At 48.8% G+C, this 24,143-nt stretch carries 27 protein-coding genes; 14 read left to right on the top strand and 13 right to left on the bottom strand.

The window, feature by feature from the left end; genetic code table 11:
* Nucleotides 1-2 precede the first annotated feature (2 nt).
* The 3 genes from AF_RS03880 to rpl7ae are packed head-to-tail and all read right to left on the bottom strand — an operon-like array spanning nt 3 to nt 772.
* Nucleotides 3-179 (bottom strand): 50S ribosomal protein L24e, encoded by a 177-nt coding sequence (locus AF_RS03880; protein WP_010878269.1) that lies wholly within the window; start codon nt 177-179, stop codon nt 3-5.
* A gap of 4 nt (nt 180-183) precedes the next feature.
* Nucleotides 184-399, bottom strand: coding sequence for a 30S ribosomal protein S28e (locus tag AF_RS03875; RefSeq protein ID WP_010878268.1), 216 nt, complete (start codon nt 397-399; stop codon nt 184-186).
* 13 nt (nt 400-412) lie between these two features.
* Nucleotides 413-772: a 50S ribosomal protein L7Ae gene (gene rpl7ae / locus AF_RS03870; RefSeq protein ID WP_010878267.1), complete on the bottom strand. Its 360-nt coding sequence runs from the start codon at nt 770-772 to the stop codon at nt 413-415.
* Between the two features lie 138 nt (nt 773-910).
* Here rpl7ae and AF_RS03865 point away from each other — a divergent pair, with 138 nt between their 5' ends.
* The 6 genes from AF_RS03865 to AF_RS03840 are packed head-to-tail and all read left to right on the top strand — an operon-like array spanning nt 911 to nt 6,810.
* A complete protein-coding gene (locus tag AF_RS03865) occupies nt 911-1,483 on the top strand; it encodes a DUF7287 family protein (protein ID WP_010878266.1) in 573 nt (190 codons plus the stop codon).
* A complete protein-coding gene (locus tag AF_RS03860; protein WP_048064284.1) occupies nt 1,474-1,962 on the top strand; it encodes a DUF7288 family protein in 489 nt (162 codons plus the stop codon). The genes AF_RS03865 and AF_RS03860 overlap by 10 nt, the downstream gene beginning before the upstream one ends.
* On the top strand, nt 1,950-2,267 hold the full coding sequence (locus AF_RS03855) for a hypothetical protein (protein ID WP_010878264.1): 318 nt from the start codon (nt 1,950-1,952) through the stop codon (nt 2,265-2,267). The genes AF_RS03860 and AF_RS03855 overlap by 13 nt, the downstream gene beginning before the upstream one ends.
* Complete coding sequence (locus tag AF_RS03850; protein ID WP_010878263.1) at nt 2,248-5,127, top strand: vWA domain-containing protein; 2,880 nt, start codon at nt 2,248-2,250, stop codon at nt 5,125-5,127. The genes AF_RS03855 and AF_RS03850 overlap by 20 nt, the downstream gene beginning before the upstream one ends.
* The gene (locus tag AF_RS03845; RefSeq protein WP_048064283.1) at nt 5,120-5,896 is read left to right on the top strand and encodes a DUF7289 family protein; all 777 of its coding nucleotides are present in this window, start codon (nt 5,120-5,122) and stop codon (nt 5,894-5,896) included. Before AF_RS03850 ends, AF_RS03845 begins: the two co-directional genes overlap by 8 nt.
* Nucleotides 5,893-6,810: a DUF7289 family protein gene (locus AF_RS03840; RefSeq protein ID WP_010878261.1), complete on the top strand. Its 918-nt coding sequence runs from the start codon at nt 5,893-5,895 to the stop codon at nt 6,808-6,810. The genes AF_RS03845 and AF_RS03840 overlap by 4 nt, the downstream gene beginning before the upstream one ends.
* On the opposite strand, the gene tfe is transcribed toward AF_RS03840, so the two are convergent.
* Nucleotides 6,807-7,340 carry a transcription factor E gene (gene tfe, locus AF_RS03835; RefSeq protein WP_010878260.1) on the bottom strand — a complete coding sequence of 178 codons (534 nt, stop codon included), beginning with the start codon at nt 7,338-7,340 and terminating at the stop codon, nt 6,807-6,809. The two genes, AF_RS03840 and tfe, sit on opposite strands and share 4 nt — an antisense overlap.
* Nucleotides 7,341-7,417: 77 nt before the next feature.
* Nucleotides 7,418-8,386, bottom strand: coding sequence for a manganese-dependent inorganic pyrophosphatase (locus tag AF_RS03830; protein ID WP_010878259.1), 969 nt, complete (start codon nt 8,384-8,386; stop codon nt 7,418-7,420).
* Nucleotides 8,387-8,592: 206 nt separating this feature from the next.
* Here AF_RS03830 and AF_RS03825 point away from each other — a divergent pair, with 206 nt between their 5' ends.
* From AF_RS03825 to AF_RS03810, 4 genes are all read left to right on the top strand, one after another.
* The gene (locus AF_RS03825; protein ID WP_010878258.1) at nt 8,593-10,557 is read left to right on the top strand and encodes a heterodisulfide reductase-related iron-sulfur binding cluster; all 1,965 of its coding nucleotides are present in this window, start codon (nt 8,593-8,595) and stop codon (nt 10,555-10,557) included.
* Nucleotides 10,558-10,622: 65 nt separating this feature from the next.
* Nucleotides 10,623-11,762: a hypothetical protein gene (locus AF_RS03820; RefSeq protein WP_010878257.1), complete on the top strand. Its 1,140-nt coding sequence runs from the start codon at nt 10,623-10,625 to the stop codon at nt 11,760-11,762.
* 247 nt (nt 11,763-12,009) lie between these two features.
* Nucleotides 12,010-13,476, top strand: coding sequence for a flippase activity-associated protein Agl23 (locus AF_RS03815; RefSeq protein WP_010878256.1), 1,467 nt, complete (start codon nt 12,010-12,012; stop codon nt 13,474-13,476).
* Nucleotides 13,477-13,510: 34 nt separating this feature from the next.
* Nucleotides 13,511-13,780: a hypothetical protein gene (locus AF_RS03810; protein ID WP_010878255.1), complete on the top strand. Its 270-nt coding sequence runs from the start codon at nt 13,511-13,513 to the stop codon at nt 13,778-13,780.
* Here the strand turns inward: AF_RS03810 and AF_RS03805 are convergent.
* The 4 genes from AF_RS03805 to AF_RS03790 are packed head-to-tail and all read right to left on the bottom strand — an operon-like array spanning nt 13,772 to nt 17,493.
* Complete coding sequence (locus tag AF_RS03805) at nt 13,772-14,278, bottom strand: tRNA (cytidine(56)-2'-O)-methyltransferase (RefSeq protein WP_010878254.1); 507 nt, start codon at nt 14,276-14,278, stop codon at nt 13,772-13,774. The two genes, AF_RS03810 and AF_RS03805, sit on opposite strands and share 9 nt — an antisense overlap.
* Entirely contained in the window at nt 14,260-14,997 is a 738-nt protein-coding gene (locus AF_RS03800; RefSeq protein WP_010878253.1) for a thiamine pyrophosphate-dependent enzyme, read from the bottom strand. Before AF_RS03800 ends, AF_RS03805 begins: the two co-directional genes overlap by 19 nt.
* Nucleotides 14,985-16,583, bottom strand: coding sequence for a 2-oxoacid:acceptor oxidoreductase subunit alpha (locus AF_RS03795; RefSeq protein WP_010878252.1), 1,599 nt, complete (start codon nt 16,581-16,583; stop codon nt 14,985-14,987). Before AF_RS03795 ends, AF_RS03800 begins: the two co-directional genes overlap by 13 nt.
* 10 nt (nt 16,584-16,593) lie before the next feature.
* Nucleotides 16,594-17,493, bottom strand: coding sequence for an NAD(+)/NADH kinase (locus AF_RS03790; protein WP_010878251.1), 900 nt, complete (start codon nt 17,491-17,493; stop codon nt 16,594-16,596).
* Nucleotides 17,494-17,540: 47 nt separating this feature from the next.
* Between AF_RS03790 and dapF the strand changes: the two genes are divergently transcribed.
* Together dapF and AF_RS03780 are read left to right on the top strand one after the other, a co-directional pair.
* Entirely contained in the window at nt 17,541-18,383 is an 843-nt protein-coding gene (gene dapF / locus AF_RS03785) for a diaminopimelate epimerase (protein WP_010878250.1), read from the top strand.
* Nucleotides 18,373-19,122: an MJ0144 family RNA dihydrouridine synthase-like protein gene (locus AF_RS03780; protein WP_010878249.1), complete on the top strand. Its 750-nt coding sequence runs from the start codon at nt 18,373-18,375 to the stop codon at nt 19,120-19,122. The genes dapF and AF_RS03780 overlap by 11 nt, the downstream gene beginning before the upstream one ends.
* Here AF_RS03780 and AF_RS03775 read toward each other — a convergent pair.
* A complete protein-coding gene (locus tag AF_RS03775) occupies nt 19,100-19,999 on the bottom strand; it encodes a dihydroorotate dehydrogenase (RefSeq protein WP_010878248.1) in 900 nt (299 codons plus the stop codon). The two genes, AF_RS03780 and AF_RS03775, sit on opposite strands and share 23 nt — an antisense overlap.
* 79 nt (nt 20,000-20,078) lie before the next feature.
* Here AF_RS03775 and AF_RS03770 point away from each other — a divergent pair, with 79 nt between their 5' ends.
* Together AF_RS03770 and nikR are read left to right on the top strand one after the other, a co-directional pair.
* On the top strand, nt 20,079-21,644 hold the full coding sequence (locus tag AF_RS03770; RefSeq protein ID WP_048064281.1) for a GTPBP1 family GTP-binding protein: 1,566 nt from the start codon (nt 20,079-20,081) through the stop codon (nt 21,642-21,644).
* Between the two features lie 283 nt (nt 21,645-21,927).
* A complete protein-coding gene (gene nikR / locus AF_RS03765) occupies nt 21,928-22,344 on the top strand; it encodes a nickel-responsive transcriptional regulator NikR (protein ID WP_010878246.1) in 417 nt (138 codons plus the stop codon).
* On the opposite strand, the gene priS is transcribed toward nikR, so the two are convergent.
* Genes priS through AF_RS03750 form a run of 3 tightly spaced genes read right to left on the bottom strand, consistent with a single transcriptional unit; the run spans nt 22,341 to nt 24,134 of the window.
* The gene (gene priS, locus AF_RS03760; RefSeq protein ID WP_048064280.1) at nt 22,341-23,348 is read right to left on the bottom strand and encodes a DNA primase catalytic subunit PriS; all 1,008 of its coding nucleotides are present in this window, start codon (nt 23,346-23,348) and stop codon (nt 22,341-22,343) included. The genes nikR and priS overlap by 4 nt on opposite strands.
* Nucleotides 23,342-23,755, bottom strand: a complete 414-nt coding sequence (locus AF_RS03755) for a secondary thiamine-phosphate synthase enzyme YjbQ (RefSeq protein WP_048064279.1) — start codon at nt 23,753-23,755, stop codon at nt 23,342-23,344. Before AF_RS03755 ends, priS begins: the two co-directional genes overlap by 7 nt.
* Nucleotides 23,748-24,134 carry a UPF0146 family protein gene (locus AF_RS03750; RefSeq protein ID WP_010878243.1) on the bottom strand — a complete coding sequence of 129 codons (387 nt, stop codon included), beginning with the start codon at nt 24,132-24,134 and terminating at the stop codon, nt 23,748-23,750. Before AF_RS03750 ends, AF_RS03755 begins: the two co-directional genes overlap by 8 nt.
* Nucleotides 24,135-24,143: the final 9 nt, after the last annotated feature.

The raw sequence follows: 24,143 nt of genomic DNA, 5'->3' as shown, positions 1-24,143 counted from the left end.
AATCACCTTGAGTAGTGCTTGGTCCACTTCAGCTTTCTCGGCTTCCTCTTCAGCTTGAGCATGTTCTTCTCGCACTTGCCGGAGCAGAAGTAAAAGACCCTTCCGTCCCTCCTGACGTACATCTTGCCTGTCCCCGGCTCTATGTCGTATCCGCAGAAGGAGCAAACTCTCTTCTCCATCTCTTCACCTCACAGCAAGCTTCCTTGCCTCTCTTGCCGTCTCCTTAATCATAATGATGTCTCCAACCTTGACCGGCCCGAAGACGTTTCTGGTTATGACTCTTCCCTTGTTCTCTCCAGCAAGCACCCTGACCTTCACCTGAGTAACCTCTCCGTGCATTCCTGTCCTGCCGACAAGCTCAACAACCTCAGCAGGCTGAATATCCTCCTCGTCAGCCATATTATCACCTTATTTACTTCTGAAGGCCTTTAATCTTCTCCACAAGGCTTCCAAGCTCCTTTCTCAGCTCTCCCTCGTTGATTATCGCTGCCGAAGCGCATGGCACCTCAATGCCCACAGCCCTTCCAAGGTCGTTCTTGCTTTTAACGTAAATGTACGGCACATTCTTCTCCTCGCAGAGGAGGGGCAGATGAGCAACGATCTCAGGCGGGTCAACATCCTCTGCGATGTAAACGAGCTTTGCCAGTCCCCTCTCCACAGCCTTTGTCGTCTCGTTGGTACCTTTCTTTACCTTACCGCTCTCCCTAACCTTCTCCAGCAGACTCAGAGCTTCGTTCTGCATGTCCTCAGGAACCTCAAATCTCACGTACATGTCATCACCTCCTTCATCAAATCATCATTCATCGGCTCTTCCCTAATTCCCCGTGCAGTTTTAAAAGTTTTGGTAACACTGATATGTGATGATGGTAATCACAAGATTTAAATGGATTAACATCCTATTTTTTATGATATGGACAACCAAGCTAAACTGAGCTTAGACCTGTTGCTAGGACTTTCAATATTTCTCACCACCTTCTTATTCGTAGCCAACTTTCTGCCGGGGATTTTTGCCGACGTAAGGCATGAGATTGCCCTCGGAAGTCATGCGTATCGTGTTGCTGCTTTGCTTGTGGAGGATCCGGGGTATCCAGATGACTGGTGCACTGCGGTTGACACCTCCAACTGTATTAGCAAAGAATTTCGACCCGGATTGGCAATATTTGACGAAAACAACGGAACAGAATACAATTACCTCAATACATCCAAAATATTCAAGCTACAAGAGCTTTTAAGCAACTCGGCCTGCAGGGACACTGTGAGGAATTACTTGGGACTGAATTCTACGAATTTTAAGTATAAGTTCTACTTCAGCCTGAAGTACCTCAATGACACAGAAATCGTAAGCGGTGGGGATAATTTGCCTGAAATGGGCAACATCATCAAGTTTGACAGGCTGGTTTACGTTGACAACTGCACCGCAATACCCTGTGAAAGCATCGCGGAAAGGTGTGTTTGCAAATTGGAGGTGGCGGTATGGATTTGAGGGGGCAAACCTTCACGCTCGAAGGGGTTGCTGCTTCACTGCTCATTCTCCTCGCAGTTTACACCATCTTCCAGAGCACCGTTGTCATCGCCCCCTCCTGGAGCGATTACGCTAACGTTCAGCTAAAGCAGCTTGGATATGACATCCTAAGAGTTTTTGACTCAGATGGTGGCAACTCATCCTTAAAGGGGGCAATTGTGAACTGCTCATCCGGCTTCAAAGCCCCTGACGAATTTAATGCGAACCTGTCAAAAATTCTCGATAGTCTAAATGCCTTCGGGAAGGTTGAGCTGATATGGGTTAATGGCTCAAAAATTGAAAGCCATGCGCTTTACGGATTTAACAAAACACCCACGCCCGACGCTGTTAGGGTGAGCAGGTTTGTTGTTGTCCAGGATTTAAACAATTCAGAGTGCTTTAACTTAACCACGCCAACAACCAAAGTTGTGGAGGTGAGGTTAACGCTATGGAGAACATAATGGATGAGAAGGGGCAGATGATACTCCTCTTTGCATTCGTAGTTGTGATTGTCGTTCTAACTCTGTCCTATGTTTACGCCCAGAACATTATTGCGGGTGTGGAAAGCTCAAGGGCCATGCTCGCCTTCCCTAAAGAGGAAATCAGGAATCTGGAGGAAATCCAGAAGAACTTTGGAGGGGACAGTGAGGTCAATTCGCAAATACAGACGCTATGCGCCAAAAATGGATGGGTTTGTTATGTTGGGGTAGATAAGGTTGAGTTTAAGAACGTGGAGGTGGATTATTGTGCGGGAAGTGATTGTTGAGCCCGATGAAAGGGGAGTTTCGTTACTTTTAGAGTATTTGCTACTCACCGCTATTCTAGGAGTGTTTGTTGTAATCTTAGGCTTATCAATCCACGACACACTCACTGAAGCTCAGGTTTCAAGGGTTGTTGAAAACCAGTTTGCCGATGTGGCTTCCCAGATTTCTGCCTTTTACACAGACTACATTTTGCTCAGGCCGCCCTCTGGCTACATTAAAACGAAGGTGTCCATTTTACCTGAAGTTGGTGACTATGAGTACAACGTTAAGTTGGAAAAGGAAGGAAGCAACGTTTTTGTGAGAGTAAAAAGCACCACGGGTGAATTTGAGTCTGCGAGCGGGCTTGGATTGGACAAGTTCATCCTTCCAAACGGAGAAAAGCTTGAAATAAACGCCCAGGGTGAGTTTATAAGCACAAAGGCGGAAGGTGAAGAAGAGAAACCTGAAATTGTTTATGGGAGAGAGGAGGAGTGTCCTTTTGAAGTCAAACCCCGGTTTAAGTTCTCGCCAAGCAGTATTGAGAAGGGAGGCAGCACCGAAGTGGACGTGTACTTTGATAACTCTGACGAAATAACAAAAAATGTGGCTTGGAATATCACCCTCTGGAATGGAACGGTTATACATGGAACTGAAAAGTCAGCCAGCTTTGATATTAAAGTTGATGACATTACTGGCTGCAACCAAGTTGGAACTTATGAATACGAATGCAAGGCAGAAATCTTTGCATGGATTGATGAGCCAGAATACACCGAAAACGGAAATTTAAGATGTAATGGAACCTATACTCAATCTCTGCTTGTGTCTGAGCAGCCGGCGCAGTCAAACCCTTACTTGGTTTACGACAAGTGGGTCGAGCCAAAAGACGTTTCTCCGGGAGAGACTTTTGAAGTTCATCTGAGGTTGGAGGGCAGAGGGTTTGTAAATCAGGCAATTAACCTCTCTACTGTGCATGTGGTTGATGTTTCCGGGAGCATGATGGACCCTACAATATACAAAAACTATACTGTAACTGTTGTTCCCAAAATTGTAAGGAAAACAATAAATCTTACTGATTCTGGGAAACTTGAAATTTGGGCTTACACGACTGACCGACTTCCAGAATGGTACACAGATGATGCCTGTAAGGCATGTTATGCCAACTGTCCTTGGTACGGTGAAGGGTATGACGCCTCTTTTGTTAGATTGTATGTTAATAATGTGGAAAGTGGTAACGAGTACTCAGAAGGAGCAAAGTTGGGCAAGTACTATTCCGACACTGTCGGTCCGGGTAACTACACAATTGAGGTTGTAGCGAGAGCCCCCAAGCAAATAAATTTAACGATCCTCGTTAAATTTAATTCTACAGAAGAGATTCTAAATCAAACCGTTCCCTATGAGAACTATCAGGAAATCAGCTTTGAGCTGCCGGGATTGGTTGAGTATAAGTGGTTGGCAATTACGGGACTGGACCACACGCCGTATTGGAGTAACGCGTATTGGAGCGATTGGAATACAATCGAGTATTACACAGTAGACGATAGAGTAAGATATTGGAGATATATTGAGAGAATATGTGGTTACAATTCTTTCACCTATGACGGAGAAAATGTCCTCCTTGACCAATGGGTGGTGGGACCATCCGAGAAAACATATGTTCTGAAGAGATATTATGATGGGAACTATTATGGGTGGTATTACGCTTGGAACAATTATGGATACGATTTTTATTCGGACTTTTTTGTACCAAACCCCACTCCGGGAACTTATAAAATCATAATTGTTCCATTGACAAAAGAAAGTATTGTCATAGAACCAAAAGTTGTTATGAAAAGAATGGATGCCGCAAAATTGGCAGCAATAACTTTCAATAACATGCTTGGAGAGGGTGACTTCGTAGGTCTAGCAACATTCACAACATATGCTGAGAGGATTTCAGTTAATCAGACACCACTCAAGTATATGACTAAGGATAAACTCAGAGTGAACAATGAAATCGAGGGATTATACGCTAAACTGGCGACAGACCACGCCGACGCCCTGTACTGGGGAGTGAAAGTATTTCCGATATGGCCTGACGAAACACAGAACAACTGCACAGAGTGCATAAACAACACACGCCCGTTGATGATATTGCTGACTGACGGTGAGACAACAACATGCGACAAAAATGAAGACTACTTCAACAACACTTGTAAAAACAAATGTGTCAGGGATAACGGGCATTATGGTGCTCAACAGGCATTATGTGTGGCAGATTATATAAAGAGAAACATAAAGGTTAATGGCTTCAATATACCAATTTGTACAATCGGATTCGGGACGGATATAGGCAGTGACGGGCAGGCTTTCCTTAGAGATATAGCCTCACCCCGTCCGGACAACGGCGAAGCGTGCTACTTCTTCGCTACAACCAGCGAGGAGCTTATTGAAGCCTACAAGACCATTTTCAACATATTCCAGATAGCCGCAAAGAACATCTCAATACATGAGACTGTGAACGTTTCTACGGGTGGTATTTTTGAGTTCGTCAGCGCACATGCAACGTCCAACAAGGGCACCCCTGTAAATCTACAGGTTGAGCACTTAGCGGACAAGACAGTAATAAAAATAGACCTTCAGTCAATACAGAAAGACGAGGTTGTTGAGCTTGTTGTGAAGCTGAAGGTGAAAGAGGATGCGCCGGAGGGAACCTACGATATAAATATTGACGGAGCTACCGAATCCTACATTGAATTTACCGCCCTCAACTATCTTGGCCAAGAAACCACGCAGTGTCCTGCCGGCACAACGCCCGCTGACGGGAAATGCAAGCTTCTGATTCAGTCCGATAGGGACAAAGTTACAATAAGAAAGGGAGAGGGAGGTGCTATATCACTTGAATAACAACGGCGTTTCAGAAGTTGTGGGAGCACTACTTACAGTTGTAGTCATAGTCACCGCAGCCGGAATAATCTACGTAATCTCGCATCCAGTTATAGCAAACTCCATAGACAACGTGAACTACCAGAACGCCGTAAAAAACATGGCCGAAATCAAGGAAATTGTGCAGAGAATGAAGTACGGCAGTGAGGTTGCAACGTCTAAAGTTATTCAGCTCAACGGTGGGAGCATGTCGAATGCGAGATTTTTCAATTTCACAGTTTTTACTACCGAACTCCCACCCGGGTTGCAGGGAAATCCTAATCCTAACATCAATGCAATCATTCATGCTGCTCACGACATAGAGGTTGACTGGTACACGCATACGCTTAACATTGAAATCGCAGGAAGGGAAATCGTGTTCGAGTCGGGAATATTCGTTAAGGAGTATGGCTCGGTAAATCCTATTCCCATATCCGAACCTGACATCATAGTCACCAACGACACGCTATACCTGTCAATCTACGACTTTATAGGAGATTACTCTGCCGGAGGACAAAAAATCACTATCAACTTCAAACACAACTTCACAACAATTTTCAGCAACGTAACCTCCTTTGAACTTAAGTCGGAATTCTGCGATATATGGAAAAAATCTTTCGAAAAAGCGCTAAACGACGTTCCGTCAAAGCCCGCTGATTTCGAGGATGATGACTGCATCGACAACACGATAAAAATTAAGAAAGCCAGTGGCGACATCAGCATAATTTTCACGAGGGTTGAGGTCACATGAGCAAGGCCGTATCGGAGATTCTGGGCTACATGTACATCTTTGGAATTGTGATGGCCGTACTTGCCATTGTTTTTGTTCAGGTTAACACCATGACGGAGGACATGAAGAGGAGCGTCATGTCGCAGAGTCTGGAGCAGAGCTTCAAGAAGATACAGTACATCATCCATTCCGTTTCCTTTGGAGAGGTTCCTTCTCAGGCGGTTGAAATAGAACTGCAGGGAGGGACCTTAACTCTTGACAAAAGTGATCCGGAGTTCATTGTAGCATTCGTCAACTACACTGAAACGAATCCCTCAAACTTGCCGTGCGGCAGAGTTCCAAATTCCGTTCCATTGTGCATAAACCTCTCCACTGGAAGGCTTTATACTGCCTGCACTCACACCGGTTACAACTTCTCAGCGTGCACCCTTAACCACACCATCGGAAAAATTGTTTACAGATACAAGGACTGGTTTTTAACGCTGGAAGCGGGAAGCGTTTTTTCAAAGTACTCTAACCAGGATTACTCAAAGTTGCTATACGAGCCGAGAATTCTCTACAACGCAACCCTCTCCACACCAGGAAAAAGATTTCTCGTAATGACAATTCCTTTGCTGGATGGTGAGCTGTCCATAGGGGGCTCAGGGAGATTTAGGTTTGTTTTGAATGAGGGAAACAGCAATGTGAGCTTAATAAGCGTCAGCAACCTTGGGCAGGACTTCAACGATGCCTATGTAATTTTGAGGGGTACGGAAAACAAGGATGCTTGGTGCAGGTTTTTTGAGAGGAGTGGAGACGTTTTTAACACAACCTTGGATGATACTAAAACGTCCTACCGCAGATGCTCGAACTCGGAAAATGCGATGGCAAGCATTAAACTTAGCAACGTTCACGAAATTATTGTTATATTCAGACAAGTTTTGTTTTCCACCTAACCCGAATTTTTATCTAAAGACTCCAGAATCTCCTCTATCCTCCTCACTTCCTCCTCAATCTTCTCTATAGCCTTGCTGCAGTCCAGGTAGTCAAGCATCGCCCCGCAGCGTGGGCAGGTGAAGTTGAGCTCCATCGCATCGTTATACGAAACTTTGACGCACATGTTGGGGCAAATGTAGTAGATGGTGCTCGTCTCGGCCTCTATTTTCTCCCTCAGCTTTTTTGCAGTCTTCTCAAGCTCCCTTTTGAGCACGTCCAGCGCTTTGTCGTAGTTTATCCGCCAGTAGTACTCCATCCACCCTGTCTCGTCGTCCCTTCTCCTCACGTAGTCCGCCAGACCTATTTCGTATAGCGCAAACAGAGCCTTTCTTATCTCGTTAATCTCTATTCCGAGTTCAAGGGAAAGCTGGTCATCGGTAAACTCACCCTCAATGCCAAGCGAAAAGAGAATCAAACCAACCTCACCAGCGGCCCTCCCAACAAGCTCGTTCAGCAGCTCCTCTACACCAGTCGTCGTCTCAGCTTTCACAAATATATCTAATGGTCACAAACCTTTTTTAACCTTTTGGTCTTGATAAAATGAATCCAGCAAAAATTTATAAAAAATTAGAGTTCAGCGAAGGCTTTTTCGAGGGGCGGTACAACCTGCTTTTTCCTGCTCATCACACCATCCAGCCACACGCTCTTGCCCTCAAGCTTCTTTCCGAAGGCCTTCTCGACAACTTCCGGATAGTCTGTAACCACCAGCAACTCTGTGCCCTCTTTCATTATGTCGGTCAGCATCAGGAAGATTCCGGCGTAGCCGCCCTCCTCCTTCATCTTCTTCATTGCCTCGTAAATCTCGTCAATCCTGCTTTCTATTAGCGAGAGGTCAACAAGCTCAATCTGACCCACACCAACCTTCTTCCCGCTCATGTCGAAGTCCTTGTAGTCCCTCTTTATGATGTCCATGGCCGTCAAATCGTCAACTGCGGAAAGCTTGGCCTTGATCTCCACTCCGAACTTCGTCAAGTCATCAATTCCTGCAATCTTCGCGAGCTCCTCTGCAACCTCCTTGTCAAGCTCGGTTGTTGTCGCCGACTTGAATATTACCGTATCGCTCAGTATCGAGGAGAGCAGAATTCCGGCAATATCCTTTGGAATCTCAACTCCCGTCTTGTCGAACAGCAGCTTTATGACAGTTGCAGTGCACCCTACAGGCAGGTTGACGAAGAGTATTGGCTGTGGGGTGGTAACATCCCCGATTTTGTGGTGGTCAACGATTGCAACAACCTCAGCCTTGTCTATGCCGTCGACGGTCTGTGCCTTCTCGCTGTGGTCAACGAGGGCAACCTTCTTGCCCTCACCGTTCGTCATAATCTCAGGCACTTCAAACCCAAACTTCTCAAGAACGTACTTCGTTTCCGGATTCACATCTCCCTGGATTACTGGTTTCGCTTCAGCCTCAATCTTCATCATCTTGGCCACATTTCCGCCCTCTTTCCACTTGTTCCAGAGATAGGCAAAGGCAATTGCAGAACAGACGCTGTCTGTATCGGGATTCTTGTGTCCAACAACATAAACCACGTGCTCCATAGCAAAGTCAATGATGGGAAGGTAATAACGTTTTCGAAATTTTTTCAAAACCTATTCGTACTCAATTCAGACTCATCTTTAACTCGATTCTAGCTCCGTTGAGTTCAAAATAATTACACGTATTTCGAATACAGCGAAATCTTTCATACACAAAAATTTAAAATATCACTCCGATTTCTTCCAAAAAAACGAAAGGGGGTGGTGAAATGGTCGAACCGACAAGAGAACTTCTTTGGGGTGTTGAGGAGCTTCATGTCACGGTTCACTACCTTTACTTTATAGTAGCTGGAATAGTTTTCCTGTTCGGCCTTTTCAGGCTGTACAGAATAATTAAAGCTGGCAGGAACGATGAGAACAGGTTTGATAACCTTCCTGCAAGAATTATCACAGCTTTGAAGGACTCGGTTTTCTTCGTGCGCCTGTTTCTGCGTGAGGCCAAGATGGGTTTGATGCATGTGCTGATTCTTTGGGGGGTAGCCATCCTTACCGTCGGTACGGCGGTTCTTACAATTGCCGACCACGTGACGTCGGACTTTTTCAGGGGCACCTTCTACCTCATCCATGAGGCCCTGATGGACATTGCCGGCTTAGCGTTTCTCACAGGACTTTTAATAGCAATCGTGAACCGCTACATTGTCAAACCCACAAGGTTCGCAAAGAAGTGGCCATATGCCAATGATGACGGCGGAGTGCTTTTTGGGCTGTTAATTGTTGCCCTCCTCGGATTCGCAATAGAGGCATTGAGAATTGCGTCGGGCTATCCCGCATACACCGCCTTTATTGGGGGATTAATCGCCTCAACCCTGCCCTTTGATGTCTCTGCTTACAGGGCGGTATGGGTGGCCCACTCCATCTTTGCCCTGACTTTGATCGCCCTTGTCCCCTACACGAAGCTCCTTCATGCCATAGCTGCACCACTCAATATTTTGACGAAAACGAACAGAGTTGGGGCAAGGGAAGTTAGCGATGAGGAGTACATGGGTGCTGTAAGTGCAAGAGATTTGCAGTGGAGGGACCTGCTTTCGAGCCTTGCATGCATGCGCTGCGGGAGGTGTCAGGACAACTGTCCGGCGTTTAACTCCGGAACAACTCTCTCGCCCATGTACCTGATGCAGAACCTCAGGAGGAGCCTCAACCAGAAATCCGACATTACCGGCAACCTCGGTGATTTCGAGCTCGTTGGCAATGTTCTGGATGAGGAAGCAGTTTGGGCGTGCACAACTTGCAGGGCATGCATGGAGATGTGTCCGGTTTACATAGAGCAGATGGAGATAATCGGGGAGATGAGGAGGGGATTGGTTGAGAGCGCTGAAACACCGCCAGATATAAGGGACTTCCTGACGAACGTGCAGAAGCAGAAGAACCCGTGGGGAGAGGCGAAGTTCAAGAGGGATCAGTGGGTGAAGAAGAGCGATGTGGAGGTGCTGACTGTCAAAAACAATCCGGAGTTCGAGTGGCTGTGGTTTGTGGGCTGCGGCCACAGCTTCGACAGCAGGAACCAGCAGGTTGCGATAAAGCTTGCCAGGCTGCTCTCGGACATCGGCATCAACTACGCCATCCTCGGCAGGGAGGAGGGGTGCTGCGGAAATGACGTAAGGAGGGTTGGAGAGGAAGGGCTATTCCAGCTGCTTAGAGAGGAAAACTACCAGACCTTCGAGAAGTACGGCGTTGAGAGACTCTTCGCAACCTCCCCGCACTGCTACAACACCTTCAAGAACGAGTATGAAGGTATCGAGGCCAAGTTCATCCTCGAAATTATCTACGATGCGATAAAGTCGGGGAAACTTCAGCTGAAGCACGAGGTGAAGAAGAGGGTGACCTTCCACGACCCCTGCTACCTCGGCAGATACAACGGAATGTACGAGCTGCCAAGAGAGATTCTGAAAGCCATTCCGGGCGTTGAGCTGGTTGAGATGCCGAGGAACAGGAACAGGAGCTTCTGCTGTGGCGGTGGTGGAGGAAACTTGGTTAGAGAGTATCCGGGCGAGGACAGGCCAAACAACATAAGGGCAAGGGAGGCTGCTGAAACCGGTGCGGAAATTCTGGCAGTTGCCTGCCCCTTCTGCATGATAATGCTTGAGGATGGCGTGAAGGCTGTTGGAGCTGACAAGCAGATGGCGGTGATGGACGTCACTGAGCTTGTGTACGCTGCTGTGTATGGTGAGGAGTAACTTATTGTTATCATAATTTTTATGAGATTGGTCAATAAATTTTTTAAGTATGAAGTGCAGTTTTAATGATGATTGGCAAAACTGAGGCGGTAACGCTTTACATGATTTCTGAAGGTATAGGTAGTGTTGAAGAGCTTAAGACGGTCCTTCCCATCTCGGACAGCGAGGTTGAGGGCATAATTAGAAATCTTGAGCAGGAGGGTTACCTGGTAAACTCAAACGGTCTCAAGCTGACAAAGAGGGGTTTTGAGGTTTTAATGGATGAAGAGGTCGTGAAGATGGTCAGCGAGGTGAGGAAGCACATTGAAACGCTCGCTTCGGACGATGACGCGAGAGAGGAAATTGAGAGGCTTATTTCCGAAGAGGATGTATTAGGAAAGGTTGGAGAAGCAAAGCTGTTTCTGCAGAGGCTTGAGGAGGAGCGCAATGCTGAGCCTGTTGAGCTGGGCAAGACAGAGATAGTAATCCTTTACCTTATATCCGAAGGTGTGAGCCATTCCGTTGATATCAAAACTCTCCTTCCTATCTCGGCCAGCGAGCTGGACAGACTTCTTGAAAAACTTGAAATGGATGGCTATCTGGAGAAATCGGATGGTTTTAAGCTCACTAAGAAGGGTTTCGACGCTCTGCTCGAGCATTCCAGAGAGGTAAAGGACTACGTGGAGGACTACCTCAAGAAGAAGGCTCAGAAGGTCAGCGAGGTGAAGAGGCTGATAGAGAAGCTTACTTCCGACGAGGTGGAGGTGAAAAGCGGAATCAGGTACTACCTCTCTCCCGAGGAGGAGATTTTATCGCATTGCAAGGACAGCTTAACGGGGTACGAGTTTTACGCAACCAACGCGAGAATTCTGAGGTACAGGGCAACGACAAAGGGTGAGGATTTTGCAGAGCTGTCATACTCCGAAATCGACGGATTGACCCTCTCTACCGGAAGAGATGTCAGGCTGCTTGCAGTTGGGGGAGCGGTTATAGCTCTGGGAGTTCTTGGCATAGGAGTTCCCGCTTTCCTGCTCGGTCTCGGTGCTGTCGGACTTTACCTCTACAGGAGCAGTGTTTTTTACGAGTTCGTAGGAAAAGATAGTCTTGAGAAGAAAAAGGTGGCAAAGAGCTGGAGAATATACGATACGGAGTCAAAGGAGGTTCAGGAGTTTGTAAGGACAGTGAGGGAGGAAATTTCAAAGAGAAAGCTTCGAAGTAGTAGTTAGCGGCCATATTGGAGTGTAAAGGGCAGGGAACTGGGAACATTGATTTGGGTTATGTGACATTCAGTTGTTCGTAACTGTGGGTAAAGGAGGCTTTGAAATACGCCTGCCGAACAAAAGTGATTGAGGAGACTTTTTAAAGTTGATTTTAGGTATTAAGCAGTTTCTTAGCTCATTTAAAAATTGTTTCCACACGAAGCTTTACCCACCTCGAAAAAATAAATATAAATCGGCCTGAACTCCTTCGTTCATGAGGAGAACTCTCCCGGTCATCGTCCTGCTCATCATAGCATCTCTGATAAGGCTTTACAACCTCTCCCTCCCACCCTTATTCTTCGACGAGAGCATTCACGCTACGATTCTGAAATCCCTCTTTCAGGGAACCTACAGGTACGACCCCGCCTATCATGGCCCTTTGCTTTACTACATCCTCTACGCTCCTGTTAAGCTGCTGGGGGAAAGCGAGTTTTCGTTGCGCATCCTTCCCGCCATTACCGGCGTGGTTGTGGCTCTTACACCCCTCCTCTACAGAAGGTTTCTTGGGAGTAAGGCAGCGCTGATAGCCTCAACTCTTGTGACGATTTCGGCGGTAATCGTGAACTACTCGAGGTTCTGCAGGGCGGACATCTTCCAGCTTCTCTTCACCGCCCTCTTCGTTTACTTCATTTTCAGGTACCTTGAAAGGGAGAAGAGGCTAACAGACTTCAAGCTGGACAGGGACACGCTGCTGCTGGTAGCGGCCTTTACCTTCCTCGCTCTTTTCGCCACGCTGAAGGAGACCTTTTATCCAATAGCGGCAATCTTCCTGCTGTACTTCATTTTTGACGTCAAAAAATTCAGGCTCTCCGATCTGGCAGTTTCAATTGCGGTTTTTTTCGCCATATACTCGGCCTTTTACACCAATTTCTTCACTTACACCACCCCTCTGACGAACTTCTCAGAGTTTCCGGCCGTGAAAGCTGTGAGCTACTGGAAGTACCAGCACGATATAGCGAGAATTGCCGGACCGTGGTACTACTACCTCGAACTCATCCTTCTCTACGATTTGCCGGCCTTTCTGGCTGCAGCATTTGCGGTGTATGTTATAATCAAGAAAAGAACGAACTTCGAGGCTTTTGCGGCCTACTGGTTCCTCAGCAGTCTGATTTTCTTCTCCTACATGCAGGAAAAGGTTCCGTGGCTCGACGTCCACATCCTCTTCCCCATGTATCTCCTCACGGGAATCGGATTGAGCAGGCTTGATTTGGATGGAAAAAAGATTTCCGCGCTCGCCGCACTTTGCATTCTCTTCTCAGCCTACGGTTCTATCCATGTTAACCACATCAACCCGGTTAATCCTGCAGAGCCTGCCCTTTACCTCCCAACCCAGTACGACGTCAGAGAGTTCGCGGAGAAAACGAAAAATGAGACGGTTTACGTTTTCACGAGTGTTGGAGAGTACTGGCCCCTTGCATGGTACCTCAGGGACCACAGGGCTTACTTCATAACGACGGGTGTTGAGGGGAGAAGCTTCATCTCTGGAAATTACATCGTGGTCAACGCGACCAACGACATGAGGCTGGACAAGACAAATCTGGAGTTCGTGGAGACCATGGTCGTCAGATGCTGGACCTTCTGGACCACACCAGAGTTGCAAAGGATTCCAGCGTTCCTTGCGTTCAGAGAGCCCCTCACCGACGTCTCCTGCATGAACTTCAGCGTTTACAGGGCAATCTGACAAAGCTTTTAAAGCTCCCTCACCACAAGCATTCGTGAAGCTATCGATTGCTGACTTCGAGGAGTGGCTGAGGGAAAGGGGATACGATTTGATGATGGGTGAGCAGAACTTCAGGCTTTACCTCGACCTTGGCTTTTCGGCTCTGCTCTTCTACAACAGCAACCTCCTATTCAGCTTCATCCTCGACAAAGTTGGTCTGAAAAGTGCCGACGAAAGGGTGCCGGACAGGCTGAGGTTCGAGATTGCCAAAAGGCTGAGAAGGATTGAGGCAACAAAGGACGAGATCGAGATAGAGCTACTCTGAAACGACTCTCTTTCCCCTCTCGCTCGGAATCACCTTAATCTTTGCGTCATCAAAGCTGATGTCGAAGACTTTGCCCAGAACCCTGTCGAGAAACACTGCAAGTGCTGCAACCTCGCTGTGCGGCTGAGTGCCGATTGAGATGTTCAGGTCGCAAAGCTCGTAAACCTCCGGCGGAACCTTCTCCGCCCCAACAACCACGAGAACCTTATCAGCCCTCTTGATCTCTTCAAGCTTTTGAGGCAGGGGAATGCCGTACATCGTCAAGTGAACCTTAAGCCCGTCAAACTCCCTTAGAAGCTTTTTCCAGCTCACTGCCTTGATGAAGAAGTCCCCTCCCCACCTCTCCACAACGTCTCTGACACTCTCAAAAACGGATTTGTCCTCAGTATCGAAGTATATTCCCTTAGCCCCGAAGGCTCTCGCTGTCAGAGCAACGTGAGTCGAGATCCGCTTGTCCCTTTCCGGCCTGTGCCCCAGCCTCAAAACGTAGACTTCCATACCGCATCCTCGTAAGTTTCCTTCTCCTCAGCGTAGAAAATTCCGCAGGCCTTTGCGTCCGAGCAGTTTTTCATGGCTTCGAGAAGGTCGCTGCTCCTCTCAATCCAGTAAATTTCCTTCCTCATTTCCCAGAAGTTGTTGAAGCTCACGCACGGCTGCATAACCTCAACAAACGAGAAGCCTTTGTGCTTCATTGCATTGTAAAAAACTTCCGACAGCCTCTCCTGCTCCCCTGCAAAGACCCTCGCGACAAACGTGGCCCCGCTGACGAGCATGAGATGGCACGGGTTTAGAGGATACTCCGGATTTCCGCGGGGAGTTGACCTGCTTTTCCTGCCTCTGGGGGAGGTTGCCGTAACCTGCCCGGTTGTGAGCCCGAAAACGCCGTTGTTGTGAAGGATTATTGTAATGTCGGTGTTTCTTCTCGCCGCATGGACGAGGTGCTCCACACCCTCGTTAAGCCCGTCTCCATCTCCTGAGAATCCAACAACCACCAGATTGGGGTTTGCAAGCTTCAGGCCGGTGAGGAAAGGAGGAACCCTGCCGTGAATGACGTGGAAACCCGGCAGACTTAGGTAGTCTGAAATCTTTCCATGGCACCCTATGCCAGACGAGACCGCAATGTCAAAGCCCTCCTCGATTACTCTCCTGCTTGCCCTCTCAAAGGCTTTGAGAATCGCGAAGTTCCCGCATCCGGGACACCAGGTTATCCTGACCATTTCTCCACCTCCTCTCTGACCTCTTCAGGCGTAAACGGCCTTCCATCCCACCTGAGGATTCTTTTAACCTCAACCCCCTCAGCCTCGATCAGCCTTGCGAGCAGTCCCGTGTAGTTGCACTCCACGCAGAAAACATTCCCGCTAATTTTCGGCAGGAAGAGGGGTCTCATGTACCTGATCGCCGCCACGCTGAATCCAAGCTCCTCAGCAACCTCCTTCACAGCTCCAAAATTGCTGCCCCACGTAACAATCCAGTCCTTCCCGTTTTTTACCACCACGTAGGGGTTGAGATTCGCTACGACCCTCCTTATTTCCTCCTCCTTCCTCATCCTTTTCGCGTACATCTTTGTTGCGGTTTCCGCATCATCGGTTGCAAAGCCGTATTCATCGTGCTCGTTGCTGTTTGCCTTGAATATGGCCGGAGGGGCAGCGTAGGGGGAAATACCGCTCTCCGTTATCGCGTACCTCTTGAAAAGCTCCCCCTTTTCTCTGAAAATCTCTACTTCCCTCTTAACCACCCCTTCGAGCTTCGCTGTTGCAAGGCTTTCCGTGATGTGCTTCTCCGTCAGAAGTATTGCTGGTGTCTGGAACTGCCATGCCAGATTCAGAAGCTCACCCGCAAGCCTGTAGGAGTCCTCGATGGTTATGGGTGATGCAACTATAAGCGGAAACTCGCCGTGCGCTGGGTTAAGGGCAAAGTAAAGGTCCTGCTGAGCGGTGTAGGTCGCCATTCCCGTGGATGGCCCGCTCCTCTGGGCGAGAATGATCAGAACGGGCACCTCAGCCATCCCTGCAAGGCTTATGCTCTCGCTCATCAGCGCAAACCCACCACCGCTCGTCCCCACTGCAGCCCTCTCCCCGCCAAAGGCGCTCCCTATGGCCATCATTATTGCGGCAATCTCGTTTTCGGGTTGCAGAGCTACACACCTGCTGTCTGCGGCCAGAATGTGGAGTATTGGCGAGGCGGGCGTCATGGGGTAGGCGTAGTAAAACTTCAGTCCGGCTGCCAGCATCCCTTCGGCAATTGCCCTCGCACCGGAAACGAGCTCCTTTTTCTCACCAACCCGCTCAACACGCCCAACTTCAGCAGAAAGGTCAAGGCTCTCATAAACCTTCCCAACAATTCTGAGGTTTTCCTCACCCCTCTTCCCAAGCTCCTCCTTGATTACTTCCTCAACAACGCCCCTCTCAACCCCCACCGACCTGCAGAAAATGGCAATGGCCGCAATGTTTCTCGAAATGTCGGGCAGGCCAAGCTCCTTTACCGTTTCGGCAATCGGAAACTCCAGCTTTGGGTCATAATTTAGGTTAAGGGAAGAATCGCTAATCAGCAACCCTCTCAGCCTATCGGCGTGTTTCTCAAATACGTAATCCCGAAGGCAGATTAGGGCGTCGTAGTGATAGCTGTAGGAGTTAATTTCTTTCAGCGATGCTCTCACCACGCTGGCGTTGTGCCCACCCCTGATCAGAGACTGATATTCCTGATACACGAAAACGTGGTAGCCAAGCTCAGAGAAAATCCTTCCGAGAATAGTCCCAGCCCCTCTTACTCCATCTCCAGCGGCACCAGCAATGCAAACATTCATCGCCCCTTCATCACTCCTCCTCTTTAAAAGGTTTCAGAACCCTCACAACCCCATCTTCAATGGCCACCTCTGCCCTACCCACACCCAGCGGATTTCCGTCGCACGAAACGACCTCGTCAGCATCTATTTTCACCACCTCATCGTCAAAACTGATGGTGCTCGTGACGATGGGCTCTACTCTCCTCAAATCTTCCTTTGTGTAGGTGGATACAACAATTCCCTCGCTCACGCACGCCACGACACCTTTAAAGCCGAGGAAAGCTGAGAGGGACGCTCCGCCGGCAATACCCTTACCGAGAAATCTCCTGTCGGTCATTGCGACAAAGATGTTGCCGAAAACGCCCTCAACAACCCTCTCACCGACCTCCACCCTTGCTCTGAACTTTCTGGGCGTGGCTATGACCTTCTCGCCCCTCATGTACCTCCGCGCATCAACCTGAACTCTTTTTCCGTCAACCGTTGACAGTATCGTGGAGCCAACAACTACATCGTTGAAGGCAACTCTCTCCTCCCCACCAAATTTGACCACCAGCCCCCTCATCTCGACCTCTTCCAGCCTGTCAAAGTCCGGTGGACAGAGCGCAGGACTTACGTTGGTCGTGCCGATGCCGATGCATAGGAGGGGTGTTTGCGGTTTGGCTGATGCTGCGTCGCTTACGGTTCCGTCACCGCCGAAAACGGCTATAACGTCAACATTGCCGTCGAGAGCTTTCACCAGATTTACCGTGTCGAGCCTCGTGTTTGTCTCCTTAACTTTTACCCTCTCAGCCTCGATGCCGAGCAGTTCCGCTACTTTGTCAGCAGTAACAAACTCCCCATCGAGCTTTTTCAGAACTCTAACCACCACTCTCCTCTTCAAGTCATCAAACCCTCCGCCGGCGTGCGGATTCAGAACGATGCCGACCTTCACAGATAAAGTTGCCGGGAACTTTTAAAAATCTCGCCCGAACTTGCTTCATGCGAATTGCCTTTACTAAAATGCACGGTAACGGTAACGACTTCGTCCTGATTGACGAATTCGAAGGAGTGATTGTGGGAGAAGAGGAGAAGCCGAGGTTTGTAAGGGCAGTATGCCACAGAAACTTCGGCGTTGGTGCTGACGGTGCGCTTTTTGTTCAGCCCTCGCAAAAGGCGGACGTCAGGTTCAGGTACTTCAACAGCGATGGCAGCGAGGCTGCGATGTGCGGGAACGGTATAAGGTGCTTCTCCCGCTACGTCGTGGAGGAGGGCTATGCTGGGGAGAGGTTGAGAGTAGAAACCCTCGCTGGGATTCTTGAGCTTGAGGTAAAGAGGGAGAACGGCTGGTGGGTGAAGGTTGACATGGGAAAGCCTAAGTTTGGAAGGGAGGAGATTCCAGCAAAAACCGACGTGTGGGGGTATGAGGTGGAGCACGACGGCAGGAAGTTCAGGATTTACGCTGCCAACACCGGAGTGCCGCACGTGGCCGTTTTCGTGGACAGTCTCGACTTCGACATCGTCCCCCTTGCGAGAAAAATCCGCTATTCCGAGATTTTTCCGGAGGGAACCAACGTAAACTTTGCGAAAGTTGATGGGGACACAATTACGGTCAGAACCTACGAGAGGGGTGTTGAAGGGGAAACACTGAGCTGCGGAACCGGAAGCGTTGCCGTTGCGGCAATAGCAAACAGGCTCGGCCTAACCGGAAGTAAGGTTGACGTTGTAACGAAGGGAGGTTTGCTCAAGATAGAGCTTACAGAGGATACTGCCTACATGACGGGTGGGGCGAGCAGAGTTTTCGACGGGATTTTGAGGCTAAACGAGCTGAGATATGATATTTGAGAACCGCCTCGCTCTCTCTGCGATGGCCGGAGTGAACAATGCGGAGTTTTGCAGAAAGCAGAAAGCGTCGCTTGTAATCCTAGGAGGGTTCAATGCTGACAGAAGGGCCCTTGAAGCGGCGGAAAAAGCCGTTAAGAGGGGTAGAAAGGAGTTTCTGTTCGGGATTGACGGAATTGAAGGCGAGATAAAAAAGCTTGGGAGGAGGAAGTTTGCGGTAAACGTAAGGTCTTCATCCCTTGAAGGCTACCTGAACGTTGCTGAACTGGTAGCGGAGTTTGAAGGCATAATTGAAATAAATGCTCACTGCAGGCAGCCGGAGTTCGTTGAGATAGGCTGCGGGGAGTGGCTGCTCTTCAACCACGAGAGGCTGGTGGAAATCGTCAGCAAAACCTCAAGAATAGCACCCACATTCGTGAAAATAAGGGGAGGTCACAAATTGGATTACGAGAAGATCGCTCGAAAGCTCTTCGATGCCGGCTGTCTGGCAATTCATGTCGATGCCATGATTCCGGGTGGTGGATGCGATTTTTCCCTGATTGAGAGAATTTCAAGAATTGGGAATGTGATAGGAAACAACTCCTTCGTTGACATCGAGAGCGGGGAGAGAATCATAATGGCAGGGGCGAAGATGGCTTCGGCAGCCAGGGCTGTTTTGAGGGACGAAAACTTCTTCGAAAAAATGCTGAGAAGTCCCCTCCTTTCCCAGCCCGTTGAGCTCAGCTGTGGGCGATTCCGATGAGGTCGGAGATTGTGCAGTCTCTTGCCCTCGTAAAGGCTATCAGGCTCTCCTTCAGGCTGTAGAAAATTCTCCGGCTGTAGTAAACCGCCGAGCCTATCTGCACGGCCCTTGCACCTGCCATTATAAACTCAAGAACGTCCTCAAAGCTCGTTATCCCCCCACAGCCCACTATTGGAACCTCGATTTCCTTGTAGAGGTCGTAAACGCACTTTAGGGCTATGGGCTTGATTGCCGGCCCGCTCACACCGCCAGAGAGGTTGCTCAAAACCGGCTTTCCAGACATTATGTCTATCTTCATTCCCCTGAGAGTGTTTGATATCGTTATTCCATCAACTCCGGCATCCTCAAGGACCTTTGCGAGCTTCAGGTAGTCGTGCATCGCTGACAGCTTGGCAAAAACTGGGTTCTTCGTCTTTCCTTTCAGCTCCTCAACTATTGCCGCTGAAAGCTCAAGGTCCATTCCTATATCGAGGCCCGCTCCCTTCACGTGAGGGCAGCTGAGGTTTAGCTCGTAACCGTGGAGATAGGGAAGAGCGGAGTCAAAGGTGTCAACGAGATCGGAAAACTCCTCAACGGAATGTCCGTAGAGGCTTATGAGGAGAGGTGCCTCATTCGTGTAGTCCTTCAGCTCCTCGGCAAAATCTTTGGCCGCAGGAGAAGCTAGTCCAACTGCGTTTATCAGCCCGCATTTCCAGTTTACGACGGTCGGATTCCTGTAGCCCTCCCTCTCCTCAACACCGACAGACTTTGTAACAACCGCTCCCGCATCCCGCGCGATGAGATTGAGGGAGTGAACCTTACTGCCCATAATCCCGCTTGCAAGCATGAGAGGGTTTTTCATTCTTAAACCGCCAATCTCCGTTTCCAGCGGGTTCATCGTGTTTATTTTGCATGGACATTATAAAGGTTTGGTGCTCCAATCGGAAAAATTAAATCCCCAACATGGAAATTTAATTGTGGAAAAAATCCTCAAGCTCCTGGAGAGGGGAGAGGGAGAAAACGTAGAGTTCAAGGAGTTCTTGGGCAACTTTCACCTTAAAGAGGGCAGGTTCAGGCAGCTCGCCTGCCAGATGAACCACAGGATTATAATGGGAAAGGGTGTGGCTCTTTACGTTGTTGGCGTGTCAGACAGCGGTGAGATAAAGGGTATTGATGAAAACAAATTTTCCGAAACCATTGAGGTTTTGAAAAAGCTTGCCACCGAAATTGAGGCTGAGGTAAGCTCCGTTGAGAGGCATGAGGTTAACGGAGGCTACGTGGGGTTGGTGGAGATAAGGAAGACAAAGGCGAAGGAGCACATATTGGTAGGAACAGCGGGACATGTTGACCACGGGAAATCAACGCTCGTCGGCTGCCTCATCACGGGAAAGCCAGACGATGGGGATGGCGCGACGAGAGTTTATTTAGACGTTCTGAAGCACGAAATTGAGAGGGGGCTGAGTGCTGAAATAAGCTTTGCCGTTTTCGGTTACAAAGACGGAAAAGTTCTGAGAATGAAAAATCCGCTGAGCAAGGCAGAGAAAGCAATGGTTGTTGAAACGGCCGACAAGCTGGTGAGCTTCGTTGACACCGTAGGCCACGAGCCGTGGCTCAGGACTACCATAAGAGGTCTGTTGGGGCAGAAGGTCGATTACGGCCTCCTCGTGGTTGCTGCAAACGATGGTGTGATGAGAACGACAAAAGAACACCTCGGAATAATGCTCGCGATGGATTTGCCCGTCATCGTGGCTGTAACCAAGGCGGACATGGTCGACGATGCGAGACTCAGTGAGGTTTTGCAGGAGATATCAGCCACTCTCAGGAGAGTTGGGAGGGTTCCAACCGTCCTGAAGTCAAGGCACGACGCCAGAAAAGCTGCTGAGATGGTAAAAAGCAACAAACTTCTCGTTCCCGTAGTCATAACTTCTGCTGTTACTCTGGAGGGCTACGACATCCTTGAGGAGATTTTCCTGCACCTGCCAAAGCGCTATACTGCTGACGAAGACTTCCTCATGTACATCGACAAGATTTACAGTGTTACTGGAGTGGGGACAGTCGTGAGCGGGAGCGTGAAGAGCGGAGAACTTGCTGAGGGCGATGAGGTTTACATCGGACCCTTTCAGGATGGCAGCTTCAGGAGGGTGAGGATTCAGAGCATAGAGATGCACCACTACAGAATCGACAGAGCAAAGGCGGGAGACATAATTGGTGCTGCAGTCAAAGGAGTAAGGTACGACGAGTTGAGGAGGGGAATGGTCATAAGCAGGAAAGAGCCAAGGGCTGTCTGGGAGTTTGATGCTGAGATTTACGTCTTCACCCACCCAACCCTAATCAGCGTCGGCTACGAGCCGGTTATGCACGTCGAAACCATTTCAGAGACTGTGACGTTTGTTGAGATGGATAAGGAATACCTCAAGCCCGGAGACAGAGGAATAGTGAGAATGAAGTTCAAATATCACCCCCACTTCGTTTACGAAGGCCAGAAGTTCATCTTCAGGGAGGGAAGGAGCAAGGGGATGGGGGAGATAATCAGGGTTTTTTGAAAACTTTTTAATCGCCTCTCGCCTTTTTAAGAGCTTTTCAGAATTTTTCACGAAAACTCAAAATAGCCACTATTATAGGGCGCACGGAATTTTCTTGACAGCGTAAACCTTACTGTGCTGGAAATGAAGGACATTCTGCAGAATCTGAACAGGTGGCTAATCTGATTGCAGGGTTCTCATCAAACTTGCATGGAATCTTTGATTTAATTTTGTATTGAAAATTTTAAAACTCGGATTTGCCGCAAACGAATACTTTTTTATAAATTTCCGAACGAAGTTATGCATGGAAGAGGGCATTACGAGAATCGGTGTGAGCCTGCCGAAAAATCTCTTAGACGAGTTTGATAGGATAATATCCACCAGAGGTTACTCCTCAAGAAGTGAAGCCATCAGAGATGCAATAAGGACGTATATAACCGAGTACAGGTGGCTTGAGAGCGAAAAAGGGGAGATTGTGGGCGTTCTTGTGGTGCTCTACGACCATCACGTAAAGGGCGTTAGCGATTTACTGATCGACTTGCAGCACGATTTTCATGAAATAATCACCTCAAGCACGCACATACACCTCAACGAGGACCAGTGTCTTGAGATGATACTGGTTAAGGGCAAAATGGAGAGAATAAAAGTGCTCGTTGACAAAATCTCAGCCGCAAGAGGCGTTATGAACGTCAAACTGATCTCTGCGGTTAAGAAGGTTTAGGAATCGTAGCTTGCATCCCCTCTGCAAATCAGAAACACCGCTGCGTACTCGGGCAGTTTAACTCTTCCCGGGTAAATCTTCCCGCTGAAGTCCCCGATGCTCAAATTCAGCTTTCTCGCTACCTTTACCACGACCGCTTCATCACCGAAAGCAAGAGCATCTTTAAGAGGGTTGAAGCTCTCAATATCCTCAACTTCCGTCACCCTCAGTCCGGTTTTCCCGTGAAGGCTTCCCGGAAGCCTTATCAGCCTTTTAACGTCCGCAGTGACTGGAGCATCGATGTATATGCTGAGGGCGGAGTAGTCAAACTTCTCGACAGCACGGATAACCTTCTTCGTTAGCTTCTCCTTTTTCAGGTCTGCAGGTTTGATTTTGAGCTTGCTGGTCAGCCTCTCATCCTCCTCAAGCTTCTTTCTGAGGTAATTCAGAACCCTCTTTGCCGCGTTTGAGTTGGCAAACCTGTCCTCAACCACGATTTTAGGGGAGTTGAGGCGGAGGTAATCCACTATCTCCCTCCTCTCCGCGCTTCCCAGAGAGAGGAACTCCTCGTCGTGGACGTGAACGTGATACCCCCTCCCGCCTGAGAAGTAAATCTTCATATCTCTTATTCCGAAATCCGCACGAAGGACGGCTGTAAGCTTTTTAATCTCCCTCTTCGCCATCTCAAGAGCCTTTTCGAAGGATTGCGCTTTTACCGGCAGGTGGTCCGCATCAATGTCGAAGATTAGGTCCGCACCGAGCCAGCCCTTGTTCTCCATTTTGTCCTCAGCGGGTCTCTCGTAGTATGCGGAGGAGAAGTAGATGTGGGCTGGAACGTTGGACAGTATGTAGGCTCTGAAGTCAGTCTCCGACCTGAAGGATATGTGCCGGTGCATCACAAAATCGGGAAGCAATTCCAGCGGGACGAAGGCGAACTCTCTGTTTTTGAACTTCCTCGGAAGTTCAACCTCATTTTTCGAGTAATACTCCTCGAACTTCTTTTTAAGGAAAAGCTTTGTCAGCATGAGCGCAGAATCTGCAGGATTACCCTTCTTCTCCTTCTTCTGGTATCGAAGTTGATAATCACAACCTGCTGCCATGTCCCCAGAATCGGTTTTGAGTTGTGGAAGGGAATTAGGACGGATGGGCCTATTATGCTCGCCTTAACGTGCCCCGAACCGTTGTCATCCCCCCACGTCTTGTGATGCTCGTAGCTGTCCCCATAGGGGGCAATCTTCTCCATAATCCTCGGAAGGTCTTTTTTCAAGCCCGGCTCGTATTCGATGGTTGTCACGGCCCCTGTGCTTCCAACGCTGAAGACGAGAACCGCGCCACTCTCCACGCTGCTCTCCTTGACGAATTTCTCAACCTCAGGGGTTATGTCGGCCATGTCCCCGAAACCGTCCAGCTCAACCTCTATTTCCTTAATCATAATTCTCCCTCCTTATGAGGTAAAACTGCGCACCTTTATAGTTTACAATTCTCGCCTCCATGTAGTCCCCGTAGAGGGGCTTGATGAGGCAGTCCGCACCAACTTTCCGCGAAACCTCGACTATTGCGGAAAAAAGCTCCGGTGGTGGGCGGAGGGAGTAGATGAGAGAGGCCCCTTCATATATTTTGAGGTTGGGCTTTGTCACGTCGTCAACGTAAAATCTGCAACCCTCAGGAGCTCTCCGCTCAACAACATCCGTTGCGAAAACCTCAAAGCCCCTCCTCGCCAGAAGCTCGGCTACCGCAGTAAATCTCCCTATTCCCACCTCCACGACCTTACCTCTGTAGTTTTCTGCTATGTAGTCGGCAATTTGCAGCATGAACAATTT

This window comes from Archaeoglobus fulgidus DSM 4304 (assembly GCF_000008665.1).
GTDB classification, from domain to species: domain Archaea; phylum Halobacteriota; class Archaeoglobi; order Archaeoglobales; family Archaeoglobaceae; genus Archaeoglobus; species Archaeoglobus fulgidus.
The sequence above is the reverse complement of the archived record's forward strand: the minus strand, read 5'-3'. Positions and strand labels throughout refer to the sequence as shown.

Bases quoted from the DNA above. Each gene is read 5' to 3' on its own strand.
- AF_RS03880 (WP_010878269.1), bottom strand. From the start codon at position 179: ATGGAGAAGAGAGTTTGCTCCTTCTGCGGATACGACATAGAGCCGGGG.
- AF_RS03875 (WP_010878268.1), bottom strand. From the start codon at position 399: ATGGCTGACGAGGAGGATATTCAGCCTGCTGAGGTTGTTGAGCTTGTC.
- rpl7ae (WP_010878267.1), bottom strand. From the start codon at position 772: ATGTACGTGAGATTTGAGGTTCCTGAGGACATGCAGAACGAAGCTCTG.
- AF_RS03865 (WP_010878266.1), top strand. From the start codon at position 911: ATGGACAACCAAGCTAAACTGAGCTTAGACCTGTTGCTAGGACTTTCA.
- AF_RS03860 (WP_048064284.1), top strand. From the start codon at position 1,474: ATGGATTTGAGGGGGCAAACCTTCACGCTCGAAGGGGTTGCTGCTTCA.
- AF_RS03855 (WP_010878264.1), top strand. From the start codon at position 1,950: ATGGAGAACATAATGGATGAGAAGGGGCAGATGATACTCCTCTTTGCA.
- AF_RS03840 (WP_010878261.1), top strand. From the start codon at position 5,893: ATGAGCAAGGCCGTATCGGAGATTCTGGGCTACATGTACATCTTTGGA.
- AF_RS03830 (WP_010878259.1), bottom strand. From the start codon at position 8,386: ATGGAGCACGTGGTTTATGTTGTTGGACACAAGAATCCCGATACAGAC.
- AF_RS03825 (WP_010878258.1), top strand. From the start codon at position 8,593: ATGGTCGAACCGACAAGAGAACTTCTTTGGGGTGTTGAGGAGCTTCAT.
- AF_RS03820 (WP_010878257.1), top strand. From the start codon at position 10,623: ATGATGATTGGCAAAACTGAGGCGGTAACGCTTTACATGATTTCTGAA.
- AF_RS03815 (WP_010878256.1), top strand. From the start codon at position 12,010: ATGAGGAGAACTCTCCCGGTCATCGTCCTGCTCATCATAGCATCTCTG.
- AF_RS03805 (WP_010878254.1), bottom strand. From the start codon at position 14,278: ATGGAAGTCTACGTTTTGAGGCTGGGGCACAGGCCGGAAAGGGACAAG.
- AF_RS03800 (WP_010878253.1), bottom strand. From the start codon at position 14,997: ATGGTCAGGATAACCTGGTGTCCCGGATGCGGGAACTTCGCGATTCTC.
- AF_RS03795 (WP_010878252.1), bottom strand. From the start codon at position 16,583: ATGAATGTTTGCATTGCTGGTGCCGCTGGAGATGGAGTAAGAGGGGCT.
- dapF (WP_010878250.1), top strand. From the start codon at position 17,541: ATGCGAATTGCCTTTACTAAAATGCACGGTAACGGTAACGACTTCGTC.
- AF_RS03780 (WP_010878249.1), top strand. From the start codon at position 18,373: ATGATATTTGAGAACCGCCTCGCTCTCTCTGCGATGGCCGGAGTGAAC.
- AF_RS03775 (WP_010878248.1), bottom strand. From the start codon at position 19,999: ATGAACCCGCTGGAAACGGAGATTGGCGGTTTAAGAATGAAAAACCCT.
- nikR (WP_010878246.1), top strand. From the start codon at position 21,928: ATGGAAGAGGGCATTACGAGAATCGGTGTGAGCCTGCCGAAAAATCTC.
- priS (WP_048064280.1), bottom strand. From the start codon at position 23,348: ATGCTGACAAAGCTTTTCCTTAAAAAGAAGTTCGAGGAGTATTACTCG.
- AF_RS03755 (WP_048064279.1), bottom strand. From the start codon at position 23,755: ATGATTAAGGAAATAGAGGTTGAGCTGGACGGTTTCGGGGACATGGCC.
- AF_RS03750 (WP_010878243.1), bottom strand. From the start codon at position 24,134: ATGCTGCAAATTGCCGACTACATAGCAGAAAACTACAGAGGTAAGGTC.